The sequence below is a fragment of the Phyllobacterium sp. CCNWLW109 genome (assembly GCF_037203905.1).
Lineage (GTDB): Bacteria > Pseudomonadota > Alphaproteobacteria > Rhizobiales > Rhizobiaceae > Phyllobacterium > Phyllobacterium ifriqiyense.
The window spans coordinates 307223-324188 of record NZ_JBBCBK010000005.1; the positions used below are offsets into that span (position 1 = coordinate 307223).

Below are 16966 nucleotides of genomic sequence, written 5' to 3' on the forward strand. Positions count from 1 at the left end.
ATTGCTCCTTAAGGGAAAATATCAGCGCCATCGAGCACAGGGGCGTTTCGATCTTTATCGGACAGTTGTAGGACGGATTTTTCGAAAGGCCATGCCACGCCAATTGACGGATCGTCAAATCGTAGCGACCTATCATGTTCGGGAGAATAGTAATCCGTAACCTTGTAGACCACCTCGGTATTTTCTTCGAGTGTCACAAAGCCATGTGCAAATCCCTTGGGCACCAATATCTGGTTCCACTTCTTTGCAGAGACTTCCAAGGACAGCCACTTCATGAAGGTTGGCGAGCTTTTCCGGATATCTACTACCACATCCAGAATGGACCCTTTGACGACGCGCACAAGCTTGTCTTGAGCGCGTGGCGGTAGCTGATAATGCAATCCGCGCAAGACGCCCTTAGCTGCAGACAAGGAGTGGTTGTCCTGGACGAATTGCAAGGGAATGCCCGCTTCGGCAAAACTTTGCGCATTATACGTTTCTGAAAAAAATCCGCGATCATCACCGAATTTTTTGGGCAGAATTTCCAGAACACCTTCAAGTGCGAGAGGCTTTACTTCGATCATTATTTACCGACCTCTTCAGCTCTGCGGCGCAAATAGGTTGCATATTCGGTTTTGCCCATTTTTGCTGCTCTCTCGAGGACTCGGTCGGCGTCGACCCATCCCCATTCCAACCCTATTTCCTCGGGGCACGCAATCTTGATGCCCTGCCGATGTTCAATCGTTCTCACAAAGGATGATGCCTCGTGCAAGCTGTCATGGGTACCGGTATCGAGCCAGGCATATCCCCGGCCCAATTGCTGTACGCGCAAATCGCCACGTTCCAGATAGATATTGTTGATACTCGTGATCTCAAGCTCGCCTCGTTCGGATGGCTTGATAGATTTGGCAATGTCGACCACTTCATTATCGTAAAAGTAGAGTCCAGTAACAGCCCAGTTCGATTTTGGCTTTACCGGCTTTTCTTCAATGGACAGTGCTTTGCCTGTGGCTTTTTCAAACTGCACCACGCCATATCGTTGAGGGTCCTCAACGTGGTAAGCAAAGACAGTGCCCCCCTTGTCACCGCTGGCGGCTTCCTGACAAAGCTTCGTGAGGCCATCACCAAAATAAATATTATCGCCGAGAATCATGGCAACGCTATCATTGCCGATAAACTCACGTCCGATAATAAATGCTTCTGCCAAACCGTTTGGCTGCGGCTGTTCCGCATAAGAGAAGCTGACGCCAAAATCTGACCCATCGCCCAATAATTTTTGAAAGAGCGGGAGATCATGCGGCGTCGAGATGATGAGGATTTCCCGTATACCCGCAAGCATCAACACGCTTAGCGGGTAATAAATCATAGGCTTGTCATAGATTGGCAACATTTGCTTGGAGACGGCAATCGTCAACGGATAGAGGCGTGTACCGCTCCCGCCGGCCAGAATAATGCCCTTCATTCAATGCTTCCTTGTATAAGTAATTAGGACGACCAATATTCAGTTGAAGTTTTAGCTAGACGTGTGACGGCAAAAAAATGCCAGTCTTTAGGCGTATTCCGTTTTCCTCTTTAATGATACTATATGTTAGTTATCCTGAATGCGAAGTTCGGCGTTTCGAGGATTCCGCCCCTAGGTTGGCTGCGTTCTACGGTTTGGGTTTTCATTGCGCGCCTTGGTGGAGGCTGCGATATTGGCTTCGAGCTCTGCTGTTGATCAATGGACCGCGTCGCAATTGATTGCAGGCCAGGATGAACCCAGGACGCCGATGTCGGCGAGAGGCTCGCGAGCTGCTTGGAAAAACCTTTGAGGCCTGGTTCGAGGAGAGATGTCGTGAACTAGGCCATGAACGAAAAAGAACTGCTCGCAATGACGCGCGTGTGGACTGGTGGAGATTGATCGCGGGTTTATCCCTATCGGTCAAGCCGGGCGGATGATGCAAATCTCCGCCCCCGCATGCGGAAGCTGGCCAAAGAACGTCGCCATTATGGCTACCACCGGCTTCATATTCTGCTGAAGCGAGAAGATGTTGAGATCAATTGGAAGAAGCTTTATCGCCTCTACAAAGAAGAACGGCTGACAGTACGCAGGCGTGGGGGCCGCAAACGAGCACTTGGCACATGTGCGCCGATGGCGATCCCCAGGGACCAAACTAGCGCTGGAGCCCTCGACTTTGTCTCAGATTCTTTGCCCGACGGTCTCCACTTACGGGTGCTCTGCGTCATCTATGACTACAGCCGTGAATGTCTGGCAACCCGCCGTCGACAATTCAATATCCGGAACGCGCGTCGGCCGGGAGCTCGACAGGATCGTCGAACACGGTGAAATTCCCTGCATGGTTGTTTCGGACAATGGCAAGGAACTGACCTCGATAGAACATAATCATATCGTTCAGATGAAATCAGCGCCGCTCTTGTCCTTCGGGATGGAGCGGCGCTTTTGCGTTTAGGAAGTGCGTCAGATCACCAAGAAGTCAGCATTGGTTAGGGCAAGCCCCTTGCCCAAGATGGCAAATTGCACTGCTGCTCCTGAACCCGAACCATCTGCGTCATAGAAAAGGGCGCCTGTGGACGAGTTATAGATAACACGGTCGCCGGCATCGTGAGCACCTGCACCGATGTGGAAAGCACCGGCGCCAAGCGTACCGTTGCCACCGAGTGCGGCAAACACTGCATTATCCATCCAGATCGTGTCGGATGGGGCACTGAAGTCGGTGATCGTATCACGGTTCGTACTGCCATTTGCCACGGTGTTGAACACGAACGCATCGCTGCCTGCACCACCGGTTAAGAGATCGTTACCAGCGCCACCGCTGAGAATGTTGGCACCAGCATTGCCAACAAGATAATTAGCAAGTGAGTTCCCTGTTGCATTTATGCTGGCAGTGCCAGTCAGCAGAACATTCTCGATGTGTTGTCCACCAGTGACAAAAGATATCGAGCTGGAAACAATGTCTGTGCCGGCGTTGCCGGCTTCGATTACACGATCACCGACATTATCGACAACATACTTATCATTCCCAGCATCGCCGGACATTGTGTCTGCACCAGTTCCACCGTTGAGGGTATTGTTACCGCCGTTGCCCGTAAGAATGTTGGCCAACGCATTACCAGAGGCATTGATGTTACTGGCCCCAGTGAGCGTAATGTTTTCGATGAACTGTCCGCCAGCAGCAAATGTCACCGAGCTATGCACGGTATCAATGCCTTTTACGTTCCCTTCGATTACTTTGTCACCGGCATTATCGACAATGTATGTATCATTGCCCAAGCCACCAGCCATCGTATCTGCTCCGGATCCGGCATTGATATAATTGTTGCCAGCATTACCAACGATGTAATTCACCAGAGAATTACCGCTGGCACTAATGCTCGCCGTTCCGGCCAAAATGATGTTCTCGATAGACCGCGTTCCGATCGAGAAAGAAACTGTGGTTGTCACGACATCGACACCCGGACCATCGGTTTCGATTACAACGTCATTGGCATTGTCGACATAATATTTATCGCTGCCGGCACCACCGGTCATCTCATCGGCGCCGGTGCCGCCAATCAACGTGTCATCACCTTCGGCACCGTTGAGTTCGTCATTGCCAGCACCGCCGTTCAACGAATCATTTCCCGTGCCGCCATTTACCCAGTTCACGCCATTATGCCCGATGAACGTATCATTACCGTCATTCATATACATTACGCGGTTGGACGAAAAGTCTGCGATACCACTAAAGTCAAACCTATCGGCGTTCACAGTTCCATTGAAATCATACCCATAGAAGCTGAAAAACTCGACACCTTTGACTTTATTGGCACTAAAGTCGACTTGTGAGACAGTCGTATCCCGGTCAAGCCGAATGATATCTGAACCCGAACCGCCATCAATGGCATCATTCCCGAAGTTGCTGCCACCAATCCAGAAAATATCGTCTCCACTACCACCAAGAAGAGTGTCGTTGCCTTCGGCACCAACCAACTCGTCATTTCCGGCGCCACCATTGATGTAATCATTTCCCGAACCGCCATTGACCCAGTTCGCACCAACATGACCACTAAAGGAATCATAGCCATCAAACAGGTAAATATACCGGTTGGACGAAAATTCTGCGATACCGGTGAAGTCAAATTTATCGTTGCTAGCGGTTCCATTGAAATTATAGCCGTAAAAGCTGAAGAACTCGACGCCCTTGACCTTGTTGGCACTAAAATCAACCTGCGAAACAACCGTATCCCTATCAAGGCGGATTATGTCGGACCCATCGCCGCCATCAAAATTATCAATGCCAAAGCCACCGCCGCCGATCCAGAAAATGTCATCGCCACTGCCGCCGACCAAAGTGTCGTTGCCTTCAGCACCAACCAATTCGTCGTTGCCGCTAGCGCCATTGATGTAATCGTCACCTGATCCGCCGTTCACCCAATTTGCACCACCATGGCCCAGGAAACTATCGTTGCCGTCGTAGAGAAACATATATCTGTTCGAAGAAAAACTGGTGATACCGCTAAAGTTGAAATTATCGGCAGTGGCAGTTCCATTAAAATTGTAGCCGTAGAAGCTGAAGCTTTCAACGTTGGTGAGTTGGTTTGCGCTGAAATCGACGTAGTTTACATTCACATCGCTATCGAGACGGATTTGGTCCTGGCCATCGCCACCGTTGATTTTGTCAACACCGAAGCTCGCTCCGCCTATCCAGAAAATATCATCTCCGCCATTGCCATTGAGAACATCATTGCCTTCTTTTCCGATAAACTCATCGGCTCCAGACGTACCGTCGAAATTGTCGATCCCGCTTGTTCCATTATAAACAGCCATCAATTCCTCTTATTAGTTTCTCGACTCTGGCAATTACTTGACGATTTTTTGACCGCTATGTTGCCCACTCGAGTTTTGGTTGAAGTTCATATCCCTGTACTTACTAATGGCATCAAACCAGCCAGATGCGCCTTCAAGTGCAATAACCCGACAATCGCAAACGACCATTACGCAAAAAAGATTTTCAATACAAGGATGATCTGGAGATGTTATTCGAAATGAATACTTATAAGCACCATGCGATTACCACCTATTGTTCAATCAAAAAGATTATCATCCCCGTCACATGTTTTTAGCGCAATAACTCCTCGGCCCCAATCCGATGAACACCCTGCATCCTAGGTAAACCACTCTGAATCAAGCCAAAAACTTATGCCACAAGCCGAAAATGGCTGCAACTGAAGGCCGATAGTGCAAATGTACTATAGGCATTGCTGCTTTCAGCGGCTTCCTTTAAATATGCGCGCAATAAAAGCAGATTAGCGATGCTGCAAAGTTATCGCCGTAGTAGGAAACTATATGCGTTCCAATCAATTGAGTTTTGCCCCTAAGAAGGGCTTTTTTTCTACGCTGGCATCGTTTCATCGCGCATTTGTCGGGATCGGCGTCGTAAGCGGCGTTATTAATCTGCTAACTCTGACCGGCTCTTTTTATATGTTGCAGGTCTATGATCGTGTCGTTCCGGGTCGCAGCGTACCAACCTTGGTTGCCCTTTCCATTCTTGCAGTAACGCTCTACACTTTTCAGGGACTGCTTGAGTTGGTCAGGTCACGGCTACTCGTCCGGATTGCATCAGCGCTGGATCTTTCCTGCAGCCGCCCTGTTTATCTCGCGATGATGAGACTGCCACTACGGACTAAATTGCCGGGCGATGGAAATCAGCCAATCCGGGATCTTGATCAGGTTCGGGGCTTTCTCGCGGGATCGGGTCCATCGGCACTTTTTGATGTGCCGTGGATGCCTATCTACATCTTTATTTGCTTCCTGTTCCATTTCTGGATTGGTGTTACAGCCTTGGCTGGCGCTGTCATTCTGTTCACCCTCATAGTGCTGGCGGAAATACAAACTGAAAAGCCCATACGTATCGCTAATGGCCTTGCTGCAAGGCGCAGCGCGTTGGCAGAGGCAACAAGGCGCAATGCCGAAGCTGTACAGGCCATGGGGCTTGGCGGACGTATTCGTGATCGTTGGACGGAGATCAATGCAGAGCATCTGGCGGCAACTGCTCGTGCTAGCGATGTGGCAGGAACTCTCGGTTCCATTGCGCGCATTCTGCGGACAATGTTGCAATCCGGCATGCTTGGTCTGGGTGCCTTCCTTGTAATCCGCGGTGAGGCAAGTGGCGGTGTGATGATCGCCAGTTCCATCCTGATGGGTAGGGCGCTGGCTCCTATTGACCAATTGATCGGTCATTGGCGAGGCTTCGTAGGCGCACGGCAAAGTTGGCGCCGCCTACAGCAATTGCTTGTCCTTTTGCCTGATGAAGGTGGCCGCACAACGTTGCCACCGCCAAGAACCTCACTTTCCGTCGAAAACATGGGGCTCGCCGCTCCGGGTGTAAACAGCTTTATTGTTCAGGATGTCACCTTCGCTCTCAAGGCAGGAGACGGACTTGGCGTTATCGGACCCAGCGCCTCCGGCAAGTCGACAATGCTGCGCGGTTTAGCCGGTATCTGGAACCCCGTACGGGGCACTGTCAGGCTTGATGGCGCAGCTCTCGACCAATGGGATCCCGATGAACTTGGCCAGCATGTCGGATATCTCCCGCAGGACGTGCAGCTCTTCGCTGGTACGATTGCGGAAAACATATCCCGCTTCGATCCCGACGCCACATCCGAGCTCATCATTGCCGCTGCCCGCAATGCTGAAGTGCATGATTTGATTGTGCATTTGAAGGATGGTTACGAGACGCGTATAGGCGAAAGCGGCGCGGAATTATCTGCCGGTCAACGTCAGCGAGTAGCCCTGGCCCGGGCGCTCTACCGAGATCCGTTCCTTGTGTTGCTTGATGAGCCGAACTCCAATCTCGACACGGAAGGGGAAGCATCCCTTGCCAATGCGCTTCTTCGGATACGTCAGCGCGGGGGAATAGTTGTCGTTGTTGCACATCGACCCAGCGCTTTGGCCAATCTTGACCTGTTGCTGATCATGGGGAATGGACGGGCGCAGACCTTCGGGCCCAAAAATCAAATCCTGACGCAAGTCACGCGGCCTCCGCTTAATACTCCCCCATTGAAGGTTGTGCCTTCGGGAGAAGAAAAATGACACCTCCTGTCGATCACGTAAAAGCATTCAGCTATAGTATTAAGCGTTATCTGCTCGTAGGTCTGGCGCTCTGTATCTTTCTCGTTGGCGTAATGGGAACACTTGCCGCGACGCTCAACATATCCGGTGCAGTGATTGCAAATGGGCTGCTCGTCGTTTCTTCCAACGTCAAGAAGATCCAGCACCCAACCGGTGGTGTAGTGGCGGAAATTCTTGTAGAGAACGGTTCGAAAGTGAAGGCTGGCCAGTTGCTTGTGCGCCTCGACGCCACGCTGACCAAAGCTAATCTGGCTATTCAAACCAATATTCTGAATGAAAGTGAGGCCCGCCTCGCCAGGCTCACGGCCGAGATTGACGACAAACCCAAAATCACCATGCCCGCAGCTTTCGTCGGTCGCGAAGATGAGCCCGCTGTAAAAAGGCTTATGGCCGAAGAGACATCGCAATTCGAGTTGCGTGCCAAGGCCAGAGAGGGGCAAAAATCGCAGTTGCGCGAGCGCATCACTCAGCTTGGGCAAGAGGTTTCCGGATTAGAACAACAGCAGTCCGGACAGAAGCGCCAGATTGAGCTCATCAAGATGGAGCTTGGTGCGGTTGCCGGTCTTTGGGACCAAAAGCTGGTATCACTGGCAAGGTTAACTTCGCTTCAGCGCGAGGCCGCGCGATTGGACGGCGATTACGGTGGCAGGACTGCAACGATTGCCCAGACCAAGGGGCGCGCAATAGAGATGCAGCTTCAAATTCTTCAGATTGATCAGAATATGCGAAGCGAAGTGGCGGCCGAAATCGGGCAAGTTCAGGCCAAGATCAGCGAAGCATCGGAGCGCAAGAGTGCAGCCGAGGATCAGCTGAATCGTATCGAGATTCGCAGCCCGCAGGATGGTTTGGTACATGAACTTGCGGTTCACACCATTGGCGGTGTCGTCAGTCCGGCGGAACCACTTATGATGATCGTTCCCAGCAGCGACGAACTGACCGTGGAGGTTCGGGTACTCCCGCAGGATATCGATCAGCTCCATCTCGGCCAACCGGCCAGAATAAGACTTTCCGCATTCAGCCAGCAGACCACTCCCGAACTCACCGGCACATTGAAACAGGTTGCAGCAGATCTCACGATCGATCGGCAGTCCGGAGCTGGATACTATAGTGCCAGGGTAACTATTCCTCCATCAGAACTTGCCAAGCTGCGAGGACTCACATTGACAGCCGGCATGCCCGCCGAAGCATTCTTCATTACTGGAGAGCGTACAATGCTTTCATATCTCGTGAAGCCGCTCGTCGACCAGATCGATAGGTCTTTCCGCGGCGACTAGCTGTTTGATCACAGAGTTTGATGGTGCAATATTTTCTCAGACTTGGAGGGATGCACTATGGGACAAGTTCTACACGGCAGCGCCACAACGACTGAGACAATCCGTCGAGCAATACAAAATAGTAAAGAGAGCCTGGGAGGGCTCTCGAAGCGTTACGGCATCAATCAGAAGACAGTTGCGAAGTAGCGTAAACGCCCCTCCGTTGTGGATCTTCCTACCGGACCGAGGGAGCTGCGTTCGACGGTTCTGTCGATTGAAGAAGAGGCGGTCGTAGTTGCTTTTCGCAAAACACACGCTTCTGCCGCTTGCCGATTGTCTCTATGCTTTGCAGCCAACCATTCCGCCACTGACGGGCGGAATACGGCTACTTGAAGGACGATCAGGTGAAGCGCCTAAAAGAGCTAGAGACCGAGAATGCTCGTCTGCGTCGGGCATTTTCCGATCTGACCATGGACGACACTGGACGACTCAGCCCGAACGATTTTGAAACCAAGGTGGATTAGCTTAACCTTGTGTCCGAAAATCCGGCAGCAGGCCATGCTGAGCAAATTACGCCAAGCCTTAATGACGTTCGTGAAATTAGCGTAAATCCAGAAGCTTGGAATACATGCCTGTTGCGAGCGCCACTTCTCCCAAGCGCCAGGAACCAGAAATACTCAAGTGGCCGGTATCGAAATACAAGGGAGTCGTTCCAATGTACGGGGAACAATTGCGTCCATTGCAAAGCAAATCATTGAAGTCGACATAACGAACGTTCGGAATGCTTTCCGCAATCTTTTTGACCTGCTGGTTATAAATTGTGATCCCAGCGTTTTTGATCACAGAAGCTCCCACACAATCAGTGCCAAGCTTCAAAGCCCTTTCAGTGCATTCCCGATCATATTTGGGAAATCTTGTTGCTTGACCCAGCACAGTAATTTTCTTTCCCCGTAACGAAAGGGACTCAAGTGTCTCTTTGATCTGCGATTGAAAATTCGGTGAAAAGTTATCGTATTGCGCCCATGACGAGGCAATAATGATATGATCGTACTGGTCGAGTAACGGTTTGATGAGCTCCGACGATATTTTGCAGGTTCGCTTGAAGAAGTCTGTCGTAAACCTTGACGGGTCATTCAGTATTGGGGGGCATGCAGAGTGCTCGATATTTCGGAAGGAGACACCTTCGCTTTTGGCGAGGACGCCTAAAACTCCCACATAGTGAGCTGCGTTGGAGTCGCCCCACAGCAATATTCTGGGGGCGGTTGGCCCATTGATTATACATCTTGCAGCAGTCAAATCCTGAGACCTTAGCTGAGACCTTTGGCAGACATAATCATACTCGTTTGCCGCTTTGCTTTGGCCTGCAACTAGAGCAAGATTTGTTGCGTAGTTGGTCGGCGCAAGTCCCGGGATAATCCCTCTATAACCAATTATCGCAACGGAACCCGCGATTAGTATCGCGACGGGTACGGCAAAATAACTCCCGAGAATATTATGAAATGGCTGGCCGGAGTGTCGAAACGGATTTTCGATTGCTACATACGAGAATGCTGATAACGCAATCATTGCAGCAAAGGCCAGAGTACCATTCAACAAATCGATCTCTATATAGCTATAGCGCATGAACGCTAAAACCGGCCAATGCCATAGGTATAGAGAGTAAGAAATATTGCCGATCCACCTGATTGGCTTTATGGAGAAACCACCCGACAACAGGTTTTGTTTGTGTCCGGATAGAATGATCAGTAATGCACCAAATGAAACAGGAATTGCATTAAGGCCGGGAAAGGCTGTGTTGCCATCAAGCAGCCATGCACTGCTAATAATTAAACCCAAACCCAGTACGCTCATTATGGTGAATACAAGATGCGGCGCACGGATAATCAATTTTGAGTGCAGAATAAAAACTGCAAGACCGCCCGTCGCCAGCTGAAACATTCTGGACGGAAGCATATAGTAGGCAAAGGAAAATTCTCCGAAAGCCAACAGAGCTTGTCCGACAGCAATACTTGCAAGGATCAAAACTATTAAGCCGGGGATAACGAGGCGAGGCCATTTCATCAGTGCCAGTAGTAACGTCGGCCAGATAAAATAAAACTGCTCCTCCACACCAAGTGACCACAAATGAAGGAGTGGAGTTAGTCGGCTATCGCTGGCAAAATAACTCGTATCCAGAAAATAAGTGTAATAGATATTCGCTGATGAAAGCGCAGCAAATATAGCCGACCATGACAAAGAAACCAAATCATCTGGGAGAAGAATTAGCGCCCCCGCAATCAGGGTAATAAATGTTACAAAGAACATCACCGGAAGAATTCGCCTAATTCTACGCCGGTAGAATTCTATGTAGCTGAATGTTCCATTAGAATAGTCCTTTACTAGTCTTTGTGTAATAACGAAGCCAGATATAACAAAGAATATATCGACGCCAATAAATCCGCCAGGAATTATGGTTTCATTGATGTGAAAGATGACTACGAACAATACTGCGAGTGCTCGTAGCCCATCGATATCTTTCCGATAATAGGTCGGGGTCTCGCTACTCATCTCAAAATACTCTATCCCCAACACAAAAACATTGAAAGTAACACCCCAGAACTAAGCAGGGTGTCACATTTTTTCGCAAGCGAAGGAAAACTGACCACAGTACATGAGCTTTCTATAGTTTATCAGCTCAACGGAAAGACCTTCATCTCTCGCTTTGGCCTCAATTTCAGTATTAATTGGCGACTCTTCGGCAAACCACTTATTGTATTCAGGTGCATTTCTATTGAGTGATCGTTGAATCAAGGTTATCCCATCAATCGCAGGGCGAACCTCTATCATGTTTAGCCCGGCATCTTTGCAGATCGTTTTGAATCCATACACCGTATAGTTCCAAACGCTGTAGCTATGGTAGGGCTCCAGCTGCGAGGTCTGAGCGATAAACAATCCCCCCGATGTCAACACGCGACGGATTTCGTTGAGAACCTTTTCGGGGTGCCGGACATGTTCAAAAACCTGATTGCTAAAAACCAGATCGAAATGATTGTCCGGGAAAGGCAGCGTTATCCCATCATAGGTAACAAACTGTGGGCCGCTTCTGTTGCGGGCCGCTACCTCGGGACTGATCTCGATATCTACGCCCGTCCAACTGGCGTATGGGCCCTTGCTTGAGAAAACATCGATCGAATTCCCTGCACCACACCCGAAATCTAAAATCGTCAACGGCCAATGGGCGCGTTTTTGATTATAGGTATCGAAAATCTGTATGGCCCGTGTCTGACGGCAATGATCGTTGGGAATACTGTCTTTAAGAAAGTTATAAACCATTGACGACCCGTGTTTTTGATTAAAGCGACAGCTCTGAGGTCAGTGGGTCAACATTTTTCTCTTGAATTTGGTGACAACATCCTGATTGCACCATTCCTGTAATACCGCGCAGTGTTTCTTGGTTAGCGTCAGCCAATCTAATTCTCCTGCGAGTTCTCTGCGACGCTCACTTGATTGCGAATCCGAAGAGTTGATTGAGGCCCTGATCGCGGCTATCCACTCATCGCTTGTTCTAGCAGTCCAAAGCAATGGGGGCTGGATGCTAACGGCATCCATTGGCGAGGAAATAACCGGCTTGCCTGTTGCGAAATACTCCCACAGCTTTAGCGGGTTTACGGCATGCATGGCATCATTCACCACAAAAGGAATGACCAGCACATCGTAGCGATTGACGGCAGCTGCTCCAAACTCCCGGTTTACGCGCCCCGTGAAGATAGTATTGGGCAGGTCTTCCAGTCTGGAGACAGCATCTTCGACTTTACTGAGACGCAAGCGCTCAATTTGGCCGTGAAAATAAAAATCTAGATCTGGTAATTGGGTACAGATCTCAGCCATAAGTTGCCAATCAAAAAAATCACTAAGATTGCCCAGATATCCGACCGACTTTCTCAGATTGTCTTCAACGGCCTGGTCAACTTTCCACTTATCGAACGCATTAAAGTTAACGCCGTTGCTGACCAGGCTATACGACCGGCAATGTCTTTCCTTTCTGGTCAAAAGGGGCTCGGATGTGAAAAATACATGACGGGCATTCGATAATGTTTGAGGCTCCAGCTGAATCATCGCCGGTATCAGTGCGCCGCTGGAAAAATCGCGGGTATACTCGTCATAGACTTCGTAAATATACTCCGCAGAAGGTGGGAGGTTTTTCACTTGGTCGGGTTTGTATATCCAGTGAAGAATATTCGAGTTGCTACCAAAAATTCCCTTGATGATCGTTTCGGATATCTCGGAAACTGAACCGCCCATACGGAGAATGTTTGCTACTTTCGCTCCGCTGGGAAAGCCGCCGGTCAAAAGCCGCATTCTGTAGCTATTTTCCGTGAGCTGAATTGGCGATAGCGCTGCAAACTGCTCTAGTTCTTCTACTGGACAAATTTCACGCTCAAGTAGAGTCCGGTAGTGGTTGCCATGCTCAATTATCAAGAAATCGCAGAATTCTTTTGCATTATCGGCAAACGCTTCGATCATTTCTCGGCGATGGAATGCGTCCCACGAGTCAATACACCAGAAAACGACGACGTTTCGTGCACTGTTTGTCTTTCGTGCAATCGCTTTGGGTTTAGGTAAAAAGAGTTCCCCCCACTTCGCTACGATAACATCGACATCATATGTCTTATGAATGAGGGATTTTCCCTGCTGTGATACGCGCTTGAGCATGGACGAGCGCCGAAGCCTGTCGATATATGCAGCAGCCTCGCTTGCGCTCTGAAGGACAGGCACCGTGGGGTAAATTTCCTTTGCTCCATCCCATGACCAGATTACGGGTGCTGCGCCGGAAGCCATGCCCTCGGCCACTGCCATATGAAAACTTTCAAAGTCAGAAGGAGATAGAATGAAACCAATTTTCTCCAACCAGTTTTGAACGTCATTTCCTTGCGGGTCAAAGATTACGCGATGTCGTAGGTGCGATGAATTTATCTTCTCATAAACTTCGCTGTAAAATTCCCGCTCTTTAGTTCGAGCCCACAACCACTCAATTTTCTGAGGCTGCTTGCCTTTAATGTGCAGTGAATATCGATCATCAATCTCTGACAGGATCTCAAGCGTCTCAAATGCCAAATCCAATCGTTTTCGACTAGGTGCCGAGCCTATTAGCCCAAGATTGAATTCTGCGCCGCCGCGCTTGTTTCTGTCGTACTTTTTCTGATCGACAAAATTGCCTATGACCATCGTTTTCAGAGGCGGGATATTGAATTTTCGGATAGATTCCTGACGAATATGTTCTCCGACAAAGACAACCATGTCTACATTGTTGTAATCAATTTTGGCCGGATATTCTGTGTCGCGTTCCTGTAGATGAAACCTGATTATAAGACGTTGATCCGGTCTTTTATGTTTGGCGCAAAATACAGCATTTCCGAGCGACCACTCAGCAAGAATGATATCGGCCCATTTCATCGATTCCAGAGTTTGGGTTTCATCGTGCGAATTATGACCTGGCCAATAATCTTCGCGGAATTCGAACCGTCCCGTTTTTTCAAGATAAGCCTCCAGCGGGTGCCAAAACTTCTGATCGTGCCCGGCAACCAGCACGCGACATTTTTTGCTACCATTTTGCATTTTATTGGATCTCTCAAATAAACTCGCGAGATATCAGGCTCTCAAGCCTGCCTTTATGGATTGACCATCCATCGCGAATAAAGTTTGCGGAATCAATAGCGAAGCTGTGGTGTCCTGATTTCAACATTACCTCTGCCATTGCGTCTGCATTAAACTCAACGAACTCTAACTGCGTGCTAAGAAGCTCTGACGGAAGCATCCAGGCGTCGGGCTCTAGCAGAACATTATATTTATAGCTATCTTCCGATGCTCGGGGTTTTCCTATCAAGGAAGGTTCGACATAATTTGTAGCAAGATAAAGGTCCTCGAGATAATGTTGACCGCAAACACCGGCTGCAGGCACCGATACGAGATGGGTGTGGTTACGATCAGAGATCAGCTGTCCCAGTTTTTTCCAGATGTTGGGTTCGCCAGTTATCAAGATCGTGTCGTTATTGCTCTCCACGGCAATGTCACTTGAGAGGCCAAAAATCGCCAATCTTTTCCGACCTGACGGAAATTGCTGTTTCGCAAAGTTTGTCTGAATTTGATTTGCTTCATTTTGGCTTGCAGCTATACCGAAGGCTAGAACATCGGGCTGTTCGATTACTTTTGAGTTGATTCCAACAGCGTCAAGGATCGATTGGCTTCGATGTCCGGAAGTATGTTTGGACAATGCGGCACGAATGCCCTGAATGCTCCTGCGTCTCCATTCGCTGGAGTCAGTCAGAAGAGTATTTATCGCTTCCGCTGCTTCCTCCTTGGATTTCACCAACCATACCAAGTCACCGAACATTTCCGCGATGCCTTTAGAAGGCGTACTCACGATTGGGGTGCCGACGGCAAGCAACTCAAATACGCGACGTGAGAACATCGTCCGCGAGTCAATGACCGAGTTTACATTCAAAAATACGCTATATTTGCCATAGGCTTTGCACATCTCATCATAAGGGAGCGAGCCACGTATATTGGCGCTGAACCGTTCCGGGAAAGCAAAATCGGCGGATGTCGCCCCGGTCCGGTCAAAGATGTCCAGTTCAAACTCTTTTGCAGCATCGAGCAAATCTTCTTGTTCGCGCCTGCGATCCGCGAAACGATTGGCGTAGTAGCTTCCTGCGAATGCCACCCGCCCATTTCGCTGAGCAGACCCTTTGGGATTATGTAAAGTTGGCTCGCAGGCGAACGGAAGAACTGAGACGGATTTCACGCCCAGTTCTTTGTATTTCTCGGTGGCTTCAATCGCTGTGGTCAGTACCACGTCGAACTGTTTGGCTGCCGATTTGAAATTTTCGAAATGAACAGGATCTTCCTTGTTCCAGAAGACAGTTGGCAATCCTCGACGCTTGAACTCTGCGACCATCTCAGAGAATTCATTGCCCGGAGGATTAGCATAATGAGCGACACGATATTGCCAACTGCCTTCGTTGCCTTGCCATGACGATTCAGCCAGCAAGAACGAAGGTTTATCTCTATCGAGCAAAGCTTCCCAATTGTCCGGTCTTGGCTCGACCAAATTGAATGAGGGTGCAAAACAACTCCGGCTGAACTTGTCTAGAACGGACATTGCCGTGACTGGAGCATGGGTTGGAGGCAAGGGCCAACCAATAGCCCCAATATTTACGTCAGCATCCTTTACTACTGGGGTTGGAGATGTTGTGGAGGCTTTTTGACTGGCGGGTGACGCGGGGCCAGATGACTTTTCGGGTGCAGTGAGTGCACGAGGTTTATCGCGGTTCCGTCTCTTGGAAATAGCTTTAGCGATTTCTTTCGGAAGACGTAACAGTCCTACCGGGCTACGGGCTTTTACAATTGCTTGGCCTAGCGAAAAGGAGAATGATTCAACAATCGAATTGTTGTGCTGTTTCAGATCGCGCAACTGACGCTCCAAAGCAGCAGTGTTTTGTTCCAATGCCTTGATCTTAGCACGTTCCGTTGCAAGTGTTTGTTCTAAAGCGTCTTTTTGTGAAGTAGTATGTTCGAGCGCACTGTTTACCGCGCCAACTCTCTTATCGAGTTCGTCCTTTGCTTCGACGGTTTTTTTCAACGTATTTTCAACAGCTGAATTTGACCGTTCAAGACTTTGCTTTTCTGTAATCGTTTGCTTCAACAGGCCGTTGAGATCTTCGATGATGACATTACGCTCCCGTTCAATTTGAGCGCGAGTTTTCTTGATCTCTTCTTGCAGATTGACAGTAGCCTGTGTCTTTAAATCAAGGATTTGCTGGTTTAGCTTGGCCACATTACCGTTAAGTACATTAACCTGATCGACCAGTTTACGTTCGATCGAAAAAAATGCTTTTTCGCTTTCGCGGATTTGATTGGTGTCGATGGTAAGTCCACGAGGCTCAGCCTCGCCGTGCCGTTTTACCCCAACTATGCCGAGCCATTTTCCAAAGAATTTTATCTCTACAATATCAAAATGTTTGACAATTAGTTCAAAGGGGCCAGTCAAATAGAATGTTTGCTTATGATCATGAAAATCATTGATCCCAAAGGGAACTGAAACAACGATTCTCCCATCATTAGAAAGCAACTCTGCCGCGCGAGCGATAAACTGGTCGGGGTGTATAAGATGCTCTAGAACCTCTCCCAGTACGACTGTCTCGAACTTCTTATCAAATTCCAGTGTGAGAAAGTCTGCGCAAATAAATTTGACGTTCTTTTGAACTGCGGCAGATTCCGTCTTGAGGAAGCCAATGGCTTGCGTGATTGAGGCCTGGCTGACGTCAACGCCGATGACGGATTTGTTTTCACGTCCAAGCAGAATTGGACCTATGCCTTGACTGCATCCGACATCAAGGACGGGGCTACCAGATGCATTGGAGGCTAGCCAATGAACCCGTTCTTTTGTCGAACGCATAAAGTCGGCACCTAATATGCCATTATAAGCTTCAGTAATTCTATCGCTCGTGTCGGGCATGCTGGTGACATTCTGGCCAACGGGGGATTTTTCATTCATGAACTTGGCTCGCACGTAAGATAAACGGGACTATCGGATTCAACAGATGCTTGGACTGTGGCTGATCGCAGTATGGTAGTTCCCGGCAAT

9 protein-coding genes and 2 pseudogenes are annotated in these 16966 nt (G+C 49.2%); 4 read left to right on the plus strand and 7 right to left on the minus strand.

From position 1 onward, the window contains the following. Nucleotides 1-8 precede the first annotated feature (8 nt). Both rfbC and rfbA read right to left on the minus strand, forming a co-directional pair. Entirely contained in the window at nt 9-563 is a 555-nt protein-coding gene (rfbC, locus tag V9K92_RS21620) for a dTDP-4-dehydrorhamnose 3,5-epimerase (RefSeq protein ID WP_162802525.1), read from the minus strand. Beyond that, nucleotides 563-1441: a glucose-1-phosphate thymidylyltransferase RfbA gene (gene rfbA, locus V9K92_RS21625; RefSeq protein ID WP_337354928.1), complete on the minus strand. Its 879-nt coding sequence runs from the start codon at nt 1439-1441 to the stop codon at nt 563-565. Before rfbA ends, rfbC begins: the two co-directional genes overlap by 1 nt. Before the next feature lie 336 nt (nt 1442-1777). Here rfbA and V9K92_RS21630 point away from each other — a divergent pair. Further along, nucleotides 1778-2351, plus strand: a pseudogene (locus V9K92_RS21630) (IS3 family transposase); the annotation flags it as partial. Between the two features lie 86 nt (nt 2352-2437). Here V9K92_RS21630 and V9K92_RS21635 read toward each other — a convergent pair. Beyond that, nucleotides 2438-4786 (minus strand): calcium-binding protein, encoded by a 2349-nt coding sequence (locus tag V9K92_RS21635; RefSeq protein WP_337354929.1) that lies wholly within the window; start codon nt 4784-4786, stop codon nt 2438-2440. A 519-nt stretch (nt 4787-5305) separates the two neighbouring features. Between V9K92_RS21635 and V9K92_RS21640 the strand changes: the two genes are divergently transcribed. From V9K92_RS21640 to V9K92_RS21650, 3 genes and pseudogenes are all read left to right on the plus strand, one after another. Then, nucleotides 5306-7051: a type I secretion system permease/ATPase gene (locus V9K92_RS21640; RefSeq protein ID WP_337354930.1), complete on the plus strand. Its 1746-nt coding sequence runs from the start codon at nt 5306-5308 to the stop codon at nt 7049-7051. Beyond that, nucleotides 7048-8364 carry an HlyD family type I secretion periplasmic adaptor subunit gene (locus tag V9K92_RS21645; RefSeq protein ID WP_337354931.1) on the plus strand — a complete coding sequence of 439 codons (1317 nt, stop codon included), beginning with the start codon at nt 7048-7050 and terminating at the stop codon, nt 8362-8364. The genes V9K92_RS21640 and V9K92_RS21645 overlap by 4 nt, the downstream gene beginning before the upstream one ends. Nucleotides 8365-8421: 57 nt before the next feature. Continuing rightward, nucleotides 8422-8716 (plus strand): annotated as a pseudogene (locus tag V9K92_RS21650) (IS481 family transposase); the annotation flags it as partial. A gap of 227 nt (nt 8717-8943) precedes the next feature. Here the strand turns inward: V9K92_RS21650 and V9K92_RS21655 are convergent. The 4 genes from V9K92_RS21655 to V9K92_RS21670 form a co-directional block, all read right to left on the minus strand. Continuing rightward, nucleotides 8944-10890 (minus strand): acyltransferase family protein, encoded by a 1947-nt coding sequence (locus V9K92_RS21655; RefSeq protein ID WP_337354932.1) that lies wholly within the window; start codon nt 10888-10890, stop codon nt 8944-8946. A 63-nt stretch (nt 10891-10953) separates the two neighbouring features. Further along, complete coding sequence (locus V9K92_RS21660; protein ID WP_337354933.1) at nt 10954-11655, minus strand: class I SAM-dependent methyltransferase; 702 nt, start codon at nt 11653-11655, stop codon at nt 10954-10956. 39 nt (nt 11656-11694) lie between these two features. Continuing rightward, entirely contained in the window at nt 11695-13938 is a 2244-nt protein-coding gene (locus tag V9K92_RS21665; RefSeq protein WP_337354934.1) for a glycosyltransferase family 4 protein, read from the minus strand. A 13-nt stretch (nt 13939-13951) separates the two neighbouring features. Beyond that, on the minus strand, nt 13952-16876 hold the full coding sequence (locus V9K92_RS21670; protein WP_337354935.1) for a glycosyltransferase family protein: 2925 nt from the start codon (nt 16874-16876) through the stop codon (nt 13952-13954). Nucleotides 16877-16966: the final 90 nt, after the last annotated feature.